Source organism: Staphylococcus cohnii species complex 1663 (genome assembly GCF_041008415.1).
Taxonomy (GTDB): Bacteria; Bacillota; Bacilli; order Staphylococcales; family Staphylococcaceae; genus Staphylococcus; species Staphylococcus ureilyticus.
In genome coordinates this window covers 36,186-53,158 of the sequence record NZ_JBFDVL010000002.1, presented here as the reverse complement: position 1 = coordinate 53,158, position 16,973 = coordinate 36,186, and the positions used below count along the sequence as shown (strand labels likewise).

General features: G+C 31.3%; 18 protein-coding genes. 11 read left to right on the top strand and 7 right to left on the bottom strand.

Translation table 11 applies throughout. The features are described from left to right. The first annotated feature begins 47 nt into the window (after window positions 1–47). The 4 genes from AB1J10_RS02165 (at window position 48) to AB1J10_RS02150 (ending at window position 3,879) form a co-directional block, all read left to right on the top strand. Window positions 48–941 carry a sugar phosphate isomerase/epimerase family protein gene (locus AB1J10_RS02165; protein ID WP_070038160.1) on the top strand — a complete coding sequence of 298 codons (894 nt, stop codon included), beginning with the start codon at window positions 48–50 and terminating at the stop codon, window positions 939–941. Then, window positions 938–2,083: a Gfo/Idh/MocA family protein gene (locus AB1J10_RS02160; RefSeq protein ID WP_046208281.1), complete on the top strand. Its 1,146-nt coding sequence runs from the start codon at window positions 938–940 to the stop codon at window positions 2,081–2,083. Before AB1J10_RS02165 ends, AB1J10_RS02160 begins: the two co-directional genes overlap by 4 nt. Window positions 2,084–2,109: 26 nt before the next feature. After that, entirely contained in the window at window positions 2,110–3,117 is a 1,008-nt protein-coding gene (locus tag AB1J10_RS02155) for a Gfo/Idh/MocA family protein (protein WP_070038292.1), read from the top strand. A 198-nt stretch (window positions 3,118–3,315) separates the two neighbouring features. Then, entirely contained in the window at window positions 3,316–3,879 is a 564-nt protein-coding gene (locus AB1J10_RS02150) for a dihydrofolate reductase family protein (protein WP_046208282.1), read from the top strand. Between the two features lie 176 nt (window positions 3,880–4,055). Here AB1J10_RS02150 and AB1J10_RS02145 read toward each other — a convergent pair whose 3' ends face one another. Continuing rightward, window positions 4,056–4,256 (bottom strand): Mid2-like cell wall stress sensor domain protein, encoded by a 201-nt coding sequence (locus AB1J10_RS02145; RefSeq protein WP_070038155.1) that lies wholly within the window; start codon window positions 4,254–4,256, stop codon window positions 4,056–4,058. 215 nt (window positions 4,257–4,471) lie between these two features. Here AB1J10_RS02145 and AB1J10_RS02140 point away from each other — a divergent pair, with 215 nt between their 5' ends. The 5 genes from AB1J10_RS02140 (at window position 4,472) to brnQ3 (ending at window position 9,827) form a co-directional block, all read left to right on the top strand. Continuing rightward, window positions 4,472–5,281, top strand: a complete 810-nt coding sequence (locus AB1J10_RS02140) for a VOC family protein (RefSeq protein ID WP_070038154.1) — start codon at window positions 4,472–4,474, stop codon at window positions 5,279–5,281. Window positions 5,282–5,304: 23 nt separating this feature from the next. After that, entirely contained in the window at window positions 5,305–5,508 is a 204-nt protein-coding gene (locus AB1J10_RS02135; RefSeq protein WP_019468793.1) for a DUF6501 family protein, read from the top strand. A 160-nt stretch (window positions 5,509–5,668) separates the two neighbouring features. Beyond that, window positions 5,669–6,460, top strand: a complete 792-nt coding sequence (locus tag AB1J10_RS02130) for an ATP-binding protein (RefSeq protein WP_070038153.1) — start codon at window positions 5,669–5,671, stop codon at window positions 6,458–6,460. Window positions 6,461–6,472: 12 nt separating this feature from the next. Beyond that, window positions 6,473–8,362, top strand: a complete 1,890-nt coding sequence (locus tag AB1J10_RS02125) for a vWA domain-containing protein (RefSeq protein ID WP_070038152.1) — start codon at window positions 6,473–6,475, stop codon at window positions 8,360–8,362. A gap of 121 nt (window positions 8,363–8,483) precedes the next feature. After that, complete coding sequence (gene brnQ3 / locus AB1J10_RS02120; protein WP_070038149.1) at window positions 8,484–9,827, top strand: branched-chain amino acid-like transporter carrier protein BrnQ3; 1,344 nt, start codon at window positions 8,484–8,486, stop codon at window positions 9,825–9,827. A gap of 251 nt (window positions 9,828–10,078) precedes the next feature. Here brnQ3 and AB1J10_RS02115 read toward each other — a convergent pair whose 3' ends face one another. The 3 genes from AB1J10_RS02115 to AB1J10_RS02105 are packed head-to-tail and all read right to left on the bottom strand — an operon-like array spanning window position 10,079 to window position 12,144. Continuing rightward, window positions 10,079–11,212, bottom strand: a complete 1,134-nt coding sequence (locus tag AB1J10_RS02115) for a toxic anion resistance protein (RefSeq protein WP_046208288.1) — start codon at window positions 11,210–11,212, stop codon at window positions 10,079–10,081. Window positions 11,213–11,240: 28 nt separating this feature from the next. Beyond that, window positions 11,241–11,861, bottom strand: a complete 621-nt coding sequence (locus AB1J10_RS02110) for a 5-bromo-4-chloroindolyl phosphate hydrolysis family protein (RefSeq protein WP_046208289.1) — start codon at window positions 11,859–11,861, stop codon at window positions 11,241–11,243. A 13-nt stretch (window positions 11,862–11,874) separates the two neighbouring features. After that, window positions 11,875–12,144, bottom strand: a complete 270-nt coding sequence (locus AB1J10_RS02105; protein ID WP_046208290.1) for an acylphosphatase — start codon at window positions 12,142–12,144, stop codon at window positions 11,875–11,877. Between the two features lie 337 nt (window positions 12,145–12,481). Here AB1J10_RS02105 and msaA point away from each other — a divergent pair, with 337 nt between their 5' ends. Further along, a complete protein-coding gene (msaA, locus tag AB1J10_RS02100; protein ID WP_019468786.1) occupies window positions 12,482–12,787 on the top strand; it encodes a regulatory protein MsaA in 306 nt (101 codons plus the stop codon). A gap of 184 nt (window positions 12,788–12,971) precedes the next feature. Next, the gene (gene cspA / locus AB1J10_RS02095) at window positions 12,972–13,172 is read left to right on the top strand and encodes a cold shock protein CspA (protein WP_001831260.1); all 201 of its coding nucleotides are present in this window, start codon (window positions 12,972–12,974) and stop codon (window positions 13,170–13,172) included. A 165-nt stretch (window positions 13,173–13,337) separates the two neighbouring features. Here cspA and lysA read toward each other — a convergent pair whose 3' ends face one another. The 3 genes from lysA to AB1J10_RS02080 are packed head-to-tail and all read right to left on the bottom strand — an operon-like array spanning window position 13,338 to window position 16,834. Continuing rightward, window positions 13,338–14,603: a diaminopimelate decarboxylase gene (gene lysA / locus AB1J10_RS02090; RefSeq protein WP_070038146.1), complete on the bottom strand. Its 1,266-nt coding sequence runs from the start codon at window positions 14,601–14,603 to the stop codon at window positions 13,338–13,340. 3 nt (window positions 14,604–14,606) lie between these two features. Further along, window positions 14,607–15,680, bottom strand: a complete 1,074-nt coding sequence (locus tag AB1J10_RS02085; RefSeq protein WP_369002988.1) for an alanine racemase — start codon at window positions 15,678–15,680, stop codon at window positions 14,607–14,609. Next, the gene (locus tag AB1J10_RS02080; RefSeq protein WP_070038140.1) at window positions 15,677–16,834 is read right to left on the bottom strand and encodes an amidohydrolase; all 1,158 of its coding nucleotides are present in this window, start codon (window positions 16,832–16,834) and stop codon (window positions 15,677–15,679) included. Before AB1J10_RS02080 ends, AB1J10_RS02085 begins: the two co-directional genes overlap by 4 nt. Between the last annotated feature and the right edge of the window lie 139 nt (window positions 16,835–16,973).

Below are 16,973 nucleotides of genomic sequence, written 5' to 3'. Positions count from 1 at the left end.
ACATTTAATTAAGTAAGCGCTATCAAAATGATAAGGATGTAGATACGATGTTTAAAAATATTGAGATCTCTGGATTTTCTGATGAAATCGCTTCAGATTTTCAAACACAGTTAAAAACGGTAAATGAGCTAGGCATGAGCTATATTTCCTTACGTGGAATTGATGATAAAAATATTGGTGATTACTCAGTAGAAATGATTAAGAAAGATGTAATTCCTCGCTTAAAGCAATGGAATATCGGAGTATCATCTATAGGTTCACCAATTGGCAAAATTTATATAGATGATGAAGCAGCGTTTGAAAGACAATTAGTAATGCTTAAATCATTATGTGAAATAAGTCAATTGCTCAATTGTCAGTATATTAGAATATTTAGTTTTTATATTCCTAAAAAAGACAATTTTGATGATTATAAAAATGTAGTGATTTCAAAATTAAAGGAATTTGCAAAAATAGCTGAGCAATACAATATTATACTGTTACATGAAAATGAAAAAGATATTTTTGGTGATATTGCTCGTCGATGTAAACTTATTCTTGATGAAGTAAACTCTCCAAATTTCAAGGCGATATTTGATTTTGCGAACTTTGTCCAATGTGGAGAAGATACACAGGACTGTTACGACTTACTTTCAGATGACATAGCGTATATCCATATTAAAGATGCAGTATACAAAGATAATGTTAATGTGCTATGTGGTACAGGTGATGGTCAGATTGAAAGTATCTTAGTACAATTTTTTGAATCAGGTTATCAAGGATTCTTAACACTTGAACCGCATCTTGTCGTTTTTGATGCTATTAAAGACTTAGAATTAGAACATTCAACTGAAACAATTCAAAATTCTGCTGCAAAAGATGGTGCAGAAGGATATAAAATGCAATATGAAGCACTTTTGAAAATATTATCGAATATAAACAATAAGGAGAATACACAATGAAAAAAATTCGTTTAGGCATTATTGGTTTGGGCGCTCAAGGTAGTACGTATGCTGAATTTATTAAAGCTGGTAAAATTCCACAAATTGAAATTGGAGCGATTTGCGACATCAATACTGAAAAGAAAAATGAAGTAAAAAATCATTATCCTAATGTACCATTTTATAATGACTATATCGCTATGCTAGAAAGTGGGGATGTTGATGCAATTGTTACAACCGTTCCTCATTATCTGCATACTGATATAGGTAAAGAAGCCTTAAAACGGGATATTCACGCTTTACTTGAAAAGCCGGCTGATATTTATGCTGAAAAAGTGAAAGAAATAAGTGAATTAGCAGCATCCAAACCACATTTAACATTTGCGATATTCTTTAATCAACGTACAAATCCACTTTATCAAAAAGTAAAATCTCTTATTGATGACGGTGTAATTGGAAATATTCGTCGTACGAATTGGATCATCACGACTTGGTGGCGTCCTCAAGCATACTATGATCAAAGTTCATGGAGAGCTACATGGTCAGAAGAAGGCGGCGGTGTTTTAGTAAACCAAGCGCCACACCAAATAGATCTATTACAGTGGCTATGTGGGATGCCAAAATCTGTGTTTTCAAATATTAAATATGGCTATCAGCGTGATTTAGCGGTTGATGATGATGTAACAACCATTCTAGATTATGGCAATGGTGCGACAGGTGTATTCATTACATGTACCCACGATATTATTGGTACTGATCGTTTAGAAATCACAGGTGATAATGGCAAAATATTAGTTGAAGATAGTAAGACAATCACATTGACACGTCTAAAAGAATCAGAAACACAAATGAATCGAAATATGTCTTGGGAAGAAGCAGCTAAAATCTTTAAAGGCAACGGATTAGAAAATATTTATGATCAGCAAACATTTGAATTTGAAAGTGTATGGGGTGAGCAACATATAAATGTATTAGAAAATTTTGCCGCTAATATCATTGACGGGACACCTTTAATTGCGCCTGGAAATGACGGCATAAATGGCGTGAATTTAGTAAATGCAATCTATTTATCTAGTTGGACAGGTAAAGAAGTAACAGTTCCAGTAAATCCCTCAGAATTTAAAGATGCATTAAAGCAACAAATTCAAAACGAAGCACATTAAAAATGTTTAAAATCGGAGCTGGTAATATGTTGAAAATTGGAATTATAGGACTAGGTGATATTTCAGCAATACATCTCAATACGATAGAGGCAAATTCCAATGTAGCATTAGTAGCTGCATGTGATATTGATAACGCCATGCAAACTAAAGTACCCAATGCTCAATTTTTTACAAATTTTGAAAATATGTTAAAAGAAGTGGATCTAGATTGTGTACATATTTGTTTGCCTCATCATTTACATGTATCTGCGACAACTGCCTGTGTAGAAAGAGGTATACATGTTTTGCAAGAAAAACCTCTATCAATTAATGCTAAAGAAGGATTAAAATTAATACAATTAGAGCAAAAATATCCAGATACTAAAATATGTGTTTGCTTTCAAAATAGATTTAATGAAACATTTCAAACTTTAAAACAGATAGTACAAAGCAAAAAGTTTGGTGAAATCATTGGTATAAAAGGTATCGTTACTTGGTTCAGACCTGAATCATATTATACTGATAAACCATGGCGTGGAAAATTAGATACTGCTGGAGGTGGTGTATTAATCAACCAAGCCATACACACCTTGGATTTAATGCAATTACTTTGCGGCCCTGTTGATACAATTAAAGGCAATGTATCACAATTGTTAGATTATCATATTGAAGTCGAAGATACCGCTTCTGCACATATTAAATTTAAAAATGGGGCGAATGGAATGTTTTTTGCCACTAACGCTAATTTTGGCAATTCAAGTATCGAACTTCAAGTCATTTTTGAAAATGAAAAATTCACAATTAAAGATAATATACTTACACGTGTTAATAAAGAAGGATACAAAATTCATATTATTGAAGATAAAAAATTGCCAGGTACAAAATCATATTATGGACCAAGTCATGGGACACTCATAAATCAATTCTACGATTCCATTTATAATCACACTAAAAACTATATACACGTTAAAGATGCATTACCATCAATAGCAATCATAGATGCAATACAAAAATCTTCACAAACAAATGAGACAATTCATTTTACGAGTATTTAGCAAACAAATGAAATTTTGGTATTTTAATTTATTGTGGAACATAATCATAGCGATTAAAAGTAAACTCATTCAAGTTAATTAATGAACTGGGCAGAAATCCTTTTTATATCGATTTCTGTCCATTTTTATTATTCTTAGCTTTATTGTAAATAGTAATTTTATAAACTATAATGATAATAACCAAAATAAGGAGTAATCATGATGACCACAAATAAAATTATTTTAGATTTAGCGATTACATTGGATGGATATATAGAAGGGCCGAATGGAGAAGTTGATTGGTGCATCATGGACGAAGAAATGAACTTTAATCATTTTCTAGAACAAATTGATACTATTATATATGGTAGGAAAAGTTATGATTTATGGGGAGAATTTATGCCAAATTTAAAGGATGATCAATTTGGAGATAAAATGATGTGGGACCAAATTCATAGTAAGCAGAAATTTGTGTTTACTAACCAAAATTATAATGATAAAGCGCATACAAAGTTTATTAACGGTGATGATATCAGTAGCAAGGTTTTGAAAATCAAAAAACATAGCAACAAAGACATTTGGCTCTATGGCGGCTCAAATATTATCACAACTTTTATAAATCTTAACCTTATTGACGAATATAGACTTTCAATCCACCCAGTCATTTTAGGATCTGGAAAACCTCTTTTTGAACACAATCAAAATCGCGTCAACATCTCATTATGTAATACACATGTTTATAAAAGTGGTGTAGTGCAAATGATTTATCAAAAAATAGATTAAACATATAAGCAAAAATATCTTATTTTTGCATAAACAACTTTAAATGGGAAGTGGCTTTATCTTATTTGCATTAAAATTAACAAAATGTCAATTTCTATAATTTTTCAATAGAAATTGACATTTATATTATTTCACCAATAATATTAAAATCTTTGGCTAATTTAAAGCGCGTTATTTTAAGCAATAAATACAAAAAGCTCAATAATCGCTAAAATTAAAAACACTAGAAAAACAATGCCATAAATATTATTTTTCTTAATACTTTCTTTGCTTGCATTTTGCTGTTTTGCTTTATTATTTATATTGGAAAAGAAAGTAATACCTGAATAAACTGCAATCAGTACTGTGACACCGAATAAAATCCATGTACCAAACATAAATATAACCTCCTTAAATAACTAAAATAAATTTTTTCATACATATAAAATAATTATTCCTATTATATACCTATATTAATACATTTCTGCTAATCCTCCAATGTTTAAAAATTACAATTTTGTAAATACAATCACAATCAGATACTTCATCATACAAATAACATGTAAAATAAGTTATAATGTATTGAAAGAATATGAATAGAGGGGTTAATATAATGAATGGTCTTAGAAGTGTAACTACAGGGACAAATGATTTAAGTAAAACCAAAGAGTTATTCTCCAGCATACTTGGATTAAATGTGGCAGATAAAGGACAAGCTTTACGTTTTGGTGATGCTGAATTAAATTCAGGTACACGTATACATTTTGTAGAAGTACCAAACTATATTAACAATAACAACCATATTGAAAATATCGGTTTAAGAGTTCCAAGTGATGAAGGACTTGAAGAATATCAATCAATTTTAGAACAGCATCAAATTACTTTCGGTGCGCCTACTGATTTAAACGGTCATAAATATTTCAATTTCCAAGATCAAAATGGGCAGACATTTAATATTTATTCCAATGAACATAATTCTGGTACACCACTCGGTATACCAACCTTCGAAAGTAATGTAAACCCGCTGCATCAAATTCAAGGCCTAGGTCCTGTTATCTTAAAAGTTAACGATATAGTACTTACACAATCTATTTTAACTAGGGTGTTTGGCCTAGAACATTTTGCAGAATATACTCCTAACGACCATGCTAATTTTAAAATACAAGTTTTTCGTATTGGTGATGGTGGTTTAGGCGGCGAGCTGCATGTTCACGCATCAGACGAAGAAATTTTAATGCCGGAACATGGTATATTAGAACAAATTGAATTTGGAATAGAATCTAAATCACAATTCCAAAAGACTATTGAAGAACTTGAATCCATTGGAATCCCTTATCAAACATTAGATCAAGAAGGCGAAAGATCACTAAGAATCACTGAAAAAAGTGGTATTACATTCATTTTAACCTTAGAAACTTCATAATAAAAAAGAGAGGATTTTTAGCTATGCTACATGAAACTTGGAAAGATCATACACCCATTAAAAAAGTAGAAGTTACACATACAGATGCACAAAAATTCACAGTGTCTGACATGTTAACTGTAGGACAACAATATGATGTAATAAATGAAACTGAAGAATATTATCAAATCATCGACAACTCTGGACTTGTCGGTGGCTACTTTAAAACCTATTTTAAAGAGGTATAATTTACAATATGAAACATGTGAAATAGAAAACGTGTAATATTAAATATAACTTAAATTAATAAGACTAGGGCTATATAATTTCAAACATTATCCAAGCCCCAGTCTATTTTTAATGATATGAATTTTATAAATTATTTTATTTTTAAAGGAGCAAGGAACAATGACGAATTCGCAATATATTAACAAAGATGAAACTGTGTTTGATGATGCAACATTAATGATGGCATTGAATAAAAATATTTTATTAAAAGGACCAACAGGCTCTGGAAAAACAAAGCTAGCTGAGACTTTGAGCGAAACAATAGATCGTCCAATGCACCAGGTCAATTGTTCAGTAGATTTAGACGCTGAAAGTTTATTAGGTTTTAAAACGATACAGACAAATGAAAATGGCACACAAGAGATTGTATTTATTGATGGACCAGTTATCAAAGCAATGAAAGAAGGCCATATACTTTATATCGACGAAATCAACATGGCAAAACCAGAAACTTTACCCATTTTAAATGGCGTATTAGATTACCGTAGAAAATTAACAAATCCGTTCACTGGTGAAATTATCAATGCTGCCCCTGGATTTAATGTAATCGCTGCAATAAACGAAGGATATATTGGTACATTGCCAATGAACGAAGCACTTAAAAACCGGTTTGTCGTTATTCAAGTAGATTATATTGATGGCGATATTTTAAGTGATGTAATTAAAAATCAAAGCCAATTGTCAGATGATAAAACAATACAAAAAATCATTAATTTTAATGAAGATTTACGAACAATGACCAAACAAGGCCAAATTTCTGAAGAAGCAGCGAGTATACGTGCTTTAATTGATTTAAGTGATTTGGCTACCGTGATGCCTATAGAGCGTGCCATTAAACGTACAATTATCGATAAACTAGAAGACGAACGTGAACAGCAAGCCATATTAAATGCAGTAGAATTAAACTTTTAGTGAGGGATATTTATGAGCGATCGTTTTATATTATTTAATGACGAACAGCTAGATGCAAAGCAAGTAATGATGTTGCAAGATTTGGCTCGATTATTACTAAAAAATGAACAAACACAAGTTAAAATTCAAAAATTCCCATATTACGATCCAATCAATAATATGTTAATAACGAGTGCTTTTTGGTCGCATAGAAGAAATGACATTGAAACAACGGGGCTCAAGACTGATGTCATGCTTGCTGCTTACGGCTACAAATTGATGGATGAAACAGTTGTCAACGAAGTTATTCATAATAATACGTTTAAGCATCCAAAATTTTTCCAACAACTTTTTAAATTATTAGAAGATAAAAGAGTATTAAACGAAATAGTTAAACAACGGCCGTCTACTAAAGATGCCATTCACATGCGCAATGAAATTAGATTAAGTTATACTAGTACACAAATCAATGTATATAAAACCAAAAAGACGTTTACAGATTTACTCTTTTTATATTTGGAATCATCGTTTTTAAGTGAAAACTTTTACGACATACCCCAAATTGGTCCACAAATTGATGATATTCTGACAAATATGTATCAATATTTGCCTAATTTTTTCTATAATGATTCGTCCGAGGATAATATGTACTTAGCTGAACGGATTATGTTCCAAATTGATGATATCTTAAATGAAGATATGTTAAATGAATATTATCATTTACCTAAAAAAGTATATGAAGCCATTCACGAACTCAAATTTGAAGATATAAAACGAACGGATGCAAGTAATACTGATAAATCTTCAAACAATGACCATGACGAAGAAAGTGTTAGTGAAGATATAGAATCTAATCATCAAGATAGTGCTTCACAAGGTGGAGCATATTTAGAAATGGAACTACATGAAGGTGAAAATAGTGAGGTTGTTGGTGATAATGACACTGCTAGAGAAGGCGACAGCGGCGATGATATGACAGATATGCAAACTAAAAAAGGTAAAGGATCTACGAATCAAGTAGAAAGTGAAGAAGCTGGGGCAGTAGGCAATCATTCCGCTTTTGCATTAAAAGGGATAAACGCAAACGTAGACGTTAAATGGAACATACCTGAAATATTACCTGAATATCATAATGCATATCATGGTGTTGAAAAAGAAGTCCAATTTGAAAAAAAAGACTTGATACAAATTATCAAAAAAACAATAGATAGAGAATACCAAGATGAGCGTCGAAATCTAACAAAAGGACGATTACAAAAAAATCTATTAAATTGGTTTATTGATGATCAATATAAATTATTTTATAAAAAACAAGATTTAAGTCAATCGTTTGATGCAACCTTCACTTTATTAGTTGATGCTTCAGCAAGTATGCAAGATAAAATGTCTGAAACAATTAAAGGAGTCGTTTTATTTCATGAAACGTTAAAATCTTTAAACGTAAAACATGAGATACTAGCATTTAATGAAGATGCCTTTGATGCTGATGATACAAAGCAACCTAATATCATTGATGAAATTATTGCTTATGATCAATCAACTATAAAACGAGAAGGACCTAGAATCATGGCTTTACAACCACAAGATGATAATAGAGACGGTGTTGCGATAAGAATTGGCAGCGAACGCTTAATGCGTAGAGCGCATAATCAACGTTTTCTAATTGTGTTCTCTGACGGTGAGCCATCAGCTTATAATTATAGTCAAGATGGTATTCTAGATACTTATGAAGCTGTGGAAACAGCTCGTAAATTGGGTATTGAAGTTTTTAATGTATTTTTAAGTCAAGACCCAATTACAGAAGATATTGAAGAAACAATTCATAACATTTATGGCAACTATGCAATTTTCGTAGAAGGTGTAGAAAATCTACCAAGCCATCTTGCACCATTACTTAAAAAATTATTATTAAAATCTTTTTAGTACGTAATTTATTTATAAAATCACACATAAATTGAAATATTCAGAAATTTATATAGACGCATTCTTATAAATCGTGATAGAATAGTAAATATTATTTTATAGGCAAGAAGGAGAACGATTTATGAATAAAAATACATGGATTATAGGATTCACGCTGTTTGCTATGTTTTTCGGAGCCGGCAATCTTATATTTCCACCAAATTTAGGTTTAGATAGCGGTCAATTCTTTTGGCCTTCCATATTAGCATTTGCTTTAACTGGTATAGGATTGCCCTTATTAGGGGTAATCGTTGGTGCTTTAGATAAACAAGGTTATATTGGTTCTTTAAATAAAATTTCACCAAAATTTTCTGTGATATTCTTAATTGTCATATATTTAACAATTGGACCACTTTTTGCGATACCACGTACTGCATCTACGTCATTTGAAATGACAATTACGCCAATTGCCCATACAAATAGTAGCTTAGCATTGTTTGTATTTACAATCATTTACTTTTTAGTAGTTTTATATTTATGTATTAATCCAAATAAAATGGTAGATCGCATTGGGTCATTGTTAACACCATTATTATTAATTACTATTTTAGCGATGATTATCAAAGGGTTTGTTGATTATGGTGGTAATACACATAGTCAGGCAGCTGAAGCTTTTACTTCTAATTTTGCAGGTTTTTCACAAGGATTTACGAATGGTTATTTGACAATGGATGCGATTGCTGCCATTGCTTTTTCAATGATTGTGGTTAACGCGGTAAAAGCAACTGGCATCACGCACGCCAACAAAATTTTCAGACAAACACTATTAGCTGGAATTATTGCTGCAGTGGCACTTATGTTTATTTATATTTCCTTAGGATTTATTGGTAACCATATGGCTGTCCCGCAAGAGAAAGTTGCCAGTTTAATTGCTAACGATCAAAATATTGGTACATATTTACTAACGACAATGGCAAGCGCTGGATTTGGTGCTTTTGGAAAGTACTTGTTAGGTATCATCGTAGCTCTTGCTTGTTTAACAACTGCTTGTGGATTGATTGTATCTGTTTCAGAGTATTTTAATAGAATATTCCCAAGAATTTCATATAAAACTTACGTTATCATCTTCACGTTAGTGAGTTTTATTTTAGCAAATCAAGGATTAAATTCAGTGATTACGATGTCAGTTCCTGTTTTAAGTATTGTATATCCAGTAGCGATTACTTCAGTATTTTTAATATTACTAGCACGTTTTATTCCAACAAAACCAATTGCACAGCAAATTCCTGTAGCAGTAGTTTCTATTATTTCAATCCTTAGTGTGATTCACACACAAGGTTGGTTCAAGTTAAGTCTTATTGATAACTTACCACTGAAAGATTATTCATTAGAATGGTTCCCAATAGCAGTGATCACTACAATTATTGGTTATATTGTAGCACCGTTATTTAAGAAACAGAAAACTATCGTTTATGAAAAAGAATAATAAAATCAAATAACTCGTAGGGTATAAACATCCCTCATTTACGAAAAAACGTCAATTTCAATAGAAATTGACGTTTTTGTATATTAAGATTACTTGTTCTAGGTGAAAGGAGTACGTAACTGATGGACAGTAACAAGCTCATGATATAACAACCAAGACAAAATATACAATGAAAAAAGAGACCCGTAAATGAATCATTAAAAACATTCATTTGCGGGCTTAATATCTTATAAATTATTTTTGTATCCATTTTATTTTTGCTGTTTCATACCTAATAATTGATTTTTCATTTCTGTTTCTAATTGGTTTAATTCAGTTTCTGCTTGTTTACGTTTATTTCGACCCTGTTCTTGGATTTGGAGGGTCTGTTCAATCGTGTCTATGATATCTTGCTGTGTTGTTTTTAAGGTTTCAATATCGACAACACCACGTTCATTTTCAGTAGCTGTAGCAACAGCATTTTGCTTTAAAAGTTCTGAATTCTTGAGTAACAAATTATTTGTAGTATCTGTTACTGCTTTCTGTGCAGAAACTGCATTACGTTGTCTCATTAATGTCAGTGCAATAGACATTTGGTTTTTCCATAAAGGAATGCTCGTTAAAATTGAACTTTGAATTTTTTCTGCTAATGCATGATTCACATTTTGAATCATTCTAATTTGTGGCGCAGTTTGTATAGCAATTTGTCTGGATAGTTGTAAATCATAAATGCGTTTATCTAATCTATCTATAAATTGTTCCATATCTGATACAGCTTGTACATCCATTTGATTACCTGTGGATTCAGCTTGAGCATTTAATTTCGGCATATCTTCTTGTTGTATCACTTGTTGCTTTCTTTTAGCTGCTTCTATATACAGTGTTAATTCATCAAAATACGTTTTATTTAAATGATACAATTCATCTAGCATTCCAATATCTTTATTTAAATTATTTTTATGTTTATCTAGTTCAATTGAAATGCGATCAATTTGAGATCCTACAGATTGCATTTTTGAAAAAATTTCATTAACTGAAGCTTTTGTTCTTCTAAAAATACGTTTTAATTTTGATTGATTTTCTGGGTTTAACTCATCTGGGTTTACAGATTTAAGTTTGCTCATCAATCCATTTAAAGATTCCCCAACAGGACCAACATCTGTGGTTTTCACCTCATTAAGAATACGATGTGAAAATTGAGACATATCAGATTGTGCAGAAGTACCATAATTTAATAAGCTATCATTATCCATTGGTTTTATTTGTTTAGTTAATTCATCAATCTTCTGTTCATCTTCTTTAGTATATTGTTTTGTGCTGTTAATAATTTCTGATTCATTTGCTGATTGTTCATCAATATATTTATCCAATGGGTGCGAATTTAAAAAGTCTTGTTCTCTTACCATTTAATTTCACTCCACTTCTTTATATAAGTTACTTTTGTCTTTTTTGTTCAATTTTATTTAATTCCATTTCTATATCTAATTGGCTATAATCTTCTTCATTAATTCTCTTTAAATCTGCTACTAAAGTTCGTTTAACTTCATCTAAAGTGATGCGAGTTTGTGCTAACTTTTGCTTTTCTTCTTCTGATTTTTTTGGTGATTTTGCTAATCTCGTATAAGATTCAATGAGATTTAATGCATTATCAATATGAGAGTAGAAAAAACTTTCTACTTTAAAAAACATTCTGGGTTGTTGCTTTACTGCATAGTATATTGCTCGAGATATCCTATATATTTCGTTTACTTGTCTAAAATCTTTGATTGATCTTACGTTAACAAAAGTTTTTAAAATTCTTCTTATCTTGTCTTGTGCATTATTTAATTGACTATTTACAAAATGATAATCTCTTCGTGTTAAACCAATCTCATTTAAATATTTTCTAGAAGTTAAACGCTGAGTAGGGAAGTAGAATGCTATAAACGCTACTGCAGAAATAAGAAAATCAAAAATAAAATTTAACTCTAATGCAAATACACTAGAAATCCACGCAATAACAGCTATTGGAAAAGCAATAATGGTCCCATAAATTCGCGAAATATTATATCTCAAACTTCATCTTCCTTTATATTGTACTAAAATTTTCCCATGATTCATTCGTTTCTATCTCTTCAATTTCATAATCTTCAACTTGAGAAGCAGGTGAAGCCCCCTCAGTGATAGCATTAATAAATGATGTTAGTGATGATTCATCTCCTTGAGCATAAATCTCTACATAATCAGATATATTTTGAACAGTACCTACAACATTATATTTTTTTGCTATCTTCTCAGTATAATAGCGAAAACCAACGCCTTGTACTATACCAAATACTTTAATATGTTTGCATTGCATATAATCACCTCTTATTATCATTATACGAAATTTTATCATACAAAACTAATATTTTTGTCTGAATAACAAGTGTCTATCCGTCAAAAGTATGAAACAGATAACTTGATTTTATATATGATACAGTTAAAATATTACACATAGCTATTTAGCAATATCTTTTGCGTATGGATGAATAAATTTTTTAAAATACGTTACATAACATATAGACAATATATAAAATTATATACAAATAATTCAAAATAAACGTAATAAATCATGATTAATATAATGATGATCATTACAATGATTTATTTGATAAGAGCAAGTATGAAGTTGAAAGTGAAAGGGTGTAATTTACATGTGGACAGTTGCAAAAATTCGGGCTGATTACGAAGGCTGGTGGTTATTTAGTGACTGGACTGATCATATCGTGGAACAATATCATTTTGAAAACTATGAAAAGATGCTAAATTACTATCAATCTATCATTGAAAATAGTAAAAAGCACTATGACAATTTTCTGGTTGGTAAATACAATATTCATGCATTTTATAATAATTGTGAATTAGGATTTTGTGAAGATTGTGATGAAGATTTACAGATTTTTTATAGTTATATTGTTTTAAATAATAATGAAGTTTATTATAAATTACCGATTGTTTAAGAAATTGTTTTTTCACAATTGCATTGCATTTTCAGCTATTATGGCTTATAATATGAGTCAAGCAATTGTTTTATTCCATATTGCAAAGAATATTGTAAGACAGATTTACACTGTGAAATTGTATTTTTTGTAATATGCGAATAATGCATATTGAATGAATATTAGTCTTGGAGGTTTCACATTTATGAAACAAGGTACAGTAAAATGGTTTAACGCTGAAAAAGGATTTGGTTTTATCGAAGTAGAAGGAGAAAACGATGTATTCGTACACTTCTCAGCGATTAACCAAGAAGGTTACAAATCATTAGAAGAAGGTCAATCAGTTGAATTTGAAGTAGTTGAAGGCGATCGCGGTCCTCAAGCTGCAAACGTTGTAAAACTATAATATAGATTGCAATATTGACTATAAAAAGAACCTTGTTAAAGGTTCTTTTTTAATATATAAATTTTTAAAATGTAATTTAAAAAGCTCTTTTTAAAGTGAATACTCGTTAATCGAGTACTTTAAAAAGAGCTTTAATTATGATTGATTCTTTATATTATTAACAAGTTATTTTGTATCATTTATGATTAATTGTCGCAATGATTGTCTTTTTATAACTTCTCTAGCTTTACTATCTTTTAGAAAGAATACTGACGGTTTTTGCATTTGGTTGTAATTAGATGCCATGGAATAATGATAAGCACCTGTTGATAAAACAGCTAGATAATCACCGCGTTTAACGGTACTAGGTAACTTAGCATCTTTAATTATAATATCTCCAGACTCACAAAGTTTTCCAGCTATTGTTACAGTTTCATCTTTTGGTTCATTTCTATTAACTAATAATGCTTCATACTGAGCATCATATAATGCAGTACGAATATGATCACTCATCCCACCATCAACTGATACATATTTGTTAACATTGGGAATCTCTTTGATTGTACCAACTTCATATAATGTTATACCGGCTTCTCCAACTATAGATCTACCAGGTTCTATTCCAATTTCTGGAAGAGGGTAGTTAAATTCAGTTGAAAATTCTTTTATCGCATCAGTAATTTCTGAAATCCCAGTTTCGATAGGGAAACTTACATCACCTTCAACATATTTAATACTGAAACCACCGCCTAAGTTAATCAGTTCAACCTCTATAGCATTTTCTTTTAACCATTGAATTACTATTTTTGCTGTTTCAATCATCGCTTCTGTGCCTTCAATTTGCGATCCTACATGAAAGTGAACACCTTTTAAATTTAAATGTTTCGTGTTTTTTACTTTTTCAACTGCTTGATTTGCCAATCCATGTTTAATTGACAAACCAAATTTACTATCTTCCTGACCAGTTTGAATAAATTCATGTGTATGGGCTTCAACACCAGGATTTAAACGTAATACGACATTTACCGTTTCACTCGCATATTTATCGATGAGTTCTATTTCTTCTAATGCATCAATAACGATATAGCCAACTTTGCTTTCTAAAGCATACTGTAACTCATGCTTTGTCTTGTTGTTACCATGAAAATGTATATGCTGTGGGTCAAAACCTGCTTCCAATGCCGTATACAATTCTCCTTCAGATACTACATCTAGTTCAAGACCTTCTTCTTGTACTAATTTCACCATTTGTAGACAAGTAAATGCTTTAGAAGCATATGAAATGTTATAGTTTAATCCACTTTTCTGAAAAGCAGTGTGAAATCGTTGCATTTGTGATCTGATTTGATGTTCATCGTAAACAATAGTAGGGGTTCCAAAACTTTGAGCTATTGTTTTAAGACTTGTACCTCCCATTGTTAACTCGCCACGATCATTATATTCTACTACCATAATTTATCTATACTCCTTTATTAGTGAATCGTGATTCATTGCACTTAATTGTTCAGAATTCGCGCCAACACCTTTAAATGTAAACTCGTCAACACGAATATCATTATTATATAATATTACTTCATCTTGTGCATGCACGTTGTTATCAACTTCAACAAACATATGGCTCATCATCAACGCACGAATAGGGTAACGCTTGCCGTTGATAAGTGCCTCATGTTTTGCTCTTGATTTAAGAATACCATCTCCATAGCCAATATCAACTACTGCTAATTTTGTGTGATTATGCGTAGCTTCGAATGCAAAACTATAGCCACAATAATCACCCTCATTTACTTCACGAACTTGGATAACATTACCTTTAACGGTCAGTGATTGTTCAATCTCATTTACATCAATCGTTTGATAAGGTCTAGAACCGTAAAGCGCAATGCCAACGCGCGCATGTGTATGGTTATCAAACACACCGTTTTCCCTATAATAACTTGCACTGTTTTGTGCATGTATCATTTCAAAGTGATAACCTTCGTCTAATAATGCGTCAACAATCTCTAACCAAGCTTTACGCTCTTCATGATATTCTGATACACCAAATTCATCTGCATATCCAAAGTGAGTCCATAAACCTGTAATACACATTTTATCTTTACTTTCATCTTTCATATGATGGTGCAACACTTCTTTTATTTCATCTATATTCTTCAAACCTGAGCGATGCAGTAAATTTTCAAATTCTAAATGAACTTGAATACCTTGTAAATCTTCAATATGTTCATAATAGAAATTTAACGAGGGTAGGGTCATTTGAATTTGATAATCTCGCACTTTATCAAATTCATATACTGCATTCATTAAGAAAATCGTTGCATTAGGGGCTAATTGTCTTATGCGAACTGCTTCTCTTAGGGATGTCGTACTAAAAGTATTAATACCAGCTTCTAAAAATTGCTGTACTGCAAACTCCAACCCATAATGATAGGCATTATTTTTAACTACTGCCATAATTTGATTGTTTTGGATTACTTTAAGCACATTATTGTAAAATCGTTGAGTGTCAACAAACCAAACTGCGGTCATTGTGATTCCACCTCACTATAGGATTTTAAAATCGCTTCATAATAATCTGCAATTTTAATCAACATATGTTCATTAAAATTTAAAAGGGCAGTATGCAAACCTGTGACAAAACCTTTTGTCTCGTCTCGTACACCGACAAAAATAAAATAACTAGGTGCAAGTTGACTATAAAAGCTGAAATCCTCGCCAAATAAGTAAGGTGTAGGTTTATCAACTATTTTTAAGTTAGCAATGTTGAGACCATTTTCAATATGTTTACGTAATTCAGGTGAATTATATGTTGGTGGATAGCCTTCTTCAAATTTCACTTCACAATCAACGTCAAATAACAATTTTACACTTTCAGCAATTTTGTGCATTTGCAGTTTCACAGTTTCCAAATCATGGACATCATAAGTTCTAATAGTGCCTTCTAAATAGCCATTGCTTGGTACTGTGTTTATGGCTTCTCCGGCTTCAAAATGACCCATATGTACAATATTTCTCTTTAAGCCATTTAAATGGAATTGTTGTATCTGACCCACTTGACTTAAAACATGCTGCAGCGCTTCTCCAGCAGAATGTCCTTGTTCTTTATCCGCAACATGACTTGATAGACCAGTTAAATAAAAACGATACTCTGTAGCACTTGCTGTAATTTCTTCATCACGAATTACAACTCGACCTTCATCTTCAAAAGGCATCACGTGGATACCAAATATAGCTTCGATAGGGTATTTATCAAAAGCGCCTGCACGGATTAAACGGTTTGCGCCACCTCCTGTTTCTTCAGCTGGTTGAAAGATAAATACAATATTTTGAGGCAATGTGCCTTGATCAGCCATAGACTTACAACGTTTAACAAATAACATTAATGCAGTTGTATGCCCATCATGTCCACATGCGTGCATGACATGATCTGTTTCACTTCGATAAGAGACATCATTTTCTTCATAGATAGGCAAAGCATCTATGTCTGCGCGATAAGCAATCGTATGATTACCATTACCTGGTAGATAAGCAATCAAACCTGTTTCCAATGGACGATCGTATTGGACACCAAGTTCATCTAAAAATGCAGCAATATATTTAGTGGTTTCAAATTCATGGAGGCTTAATTCTGGATGTTGATGCAAATGACGTCTATGCGTTGTAACAAATTCTAACTCATTCATTAAAATCAAATCCTTTTAGTTATTTTAATATGTATTAATATAAAAAATGCTTATTTATGTATAAAAAGGAGGTTAGACGATTTTATAGTTACAAATTAATATATACATTAATAATAAATGAATACATTAGTAATAAAAT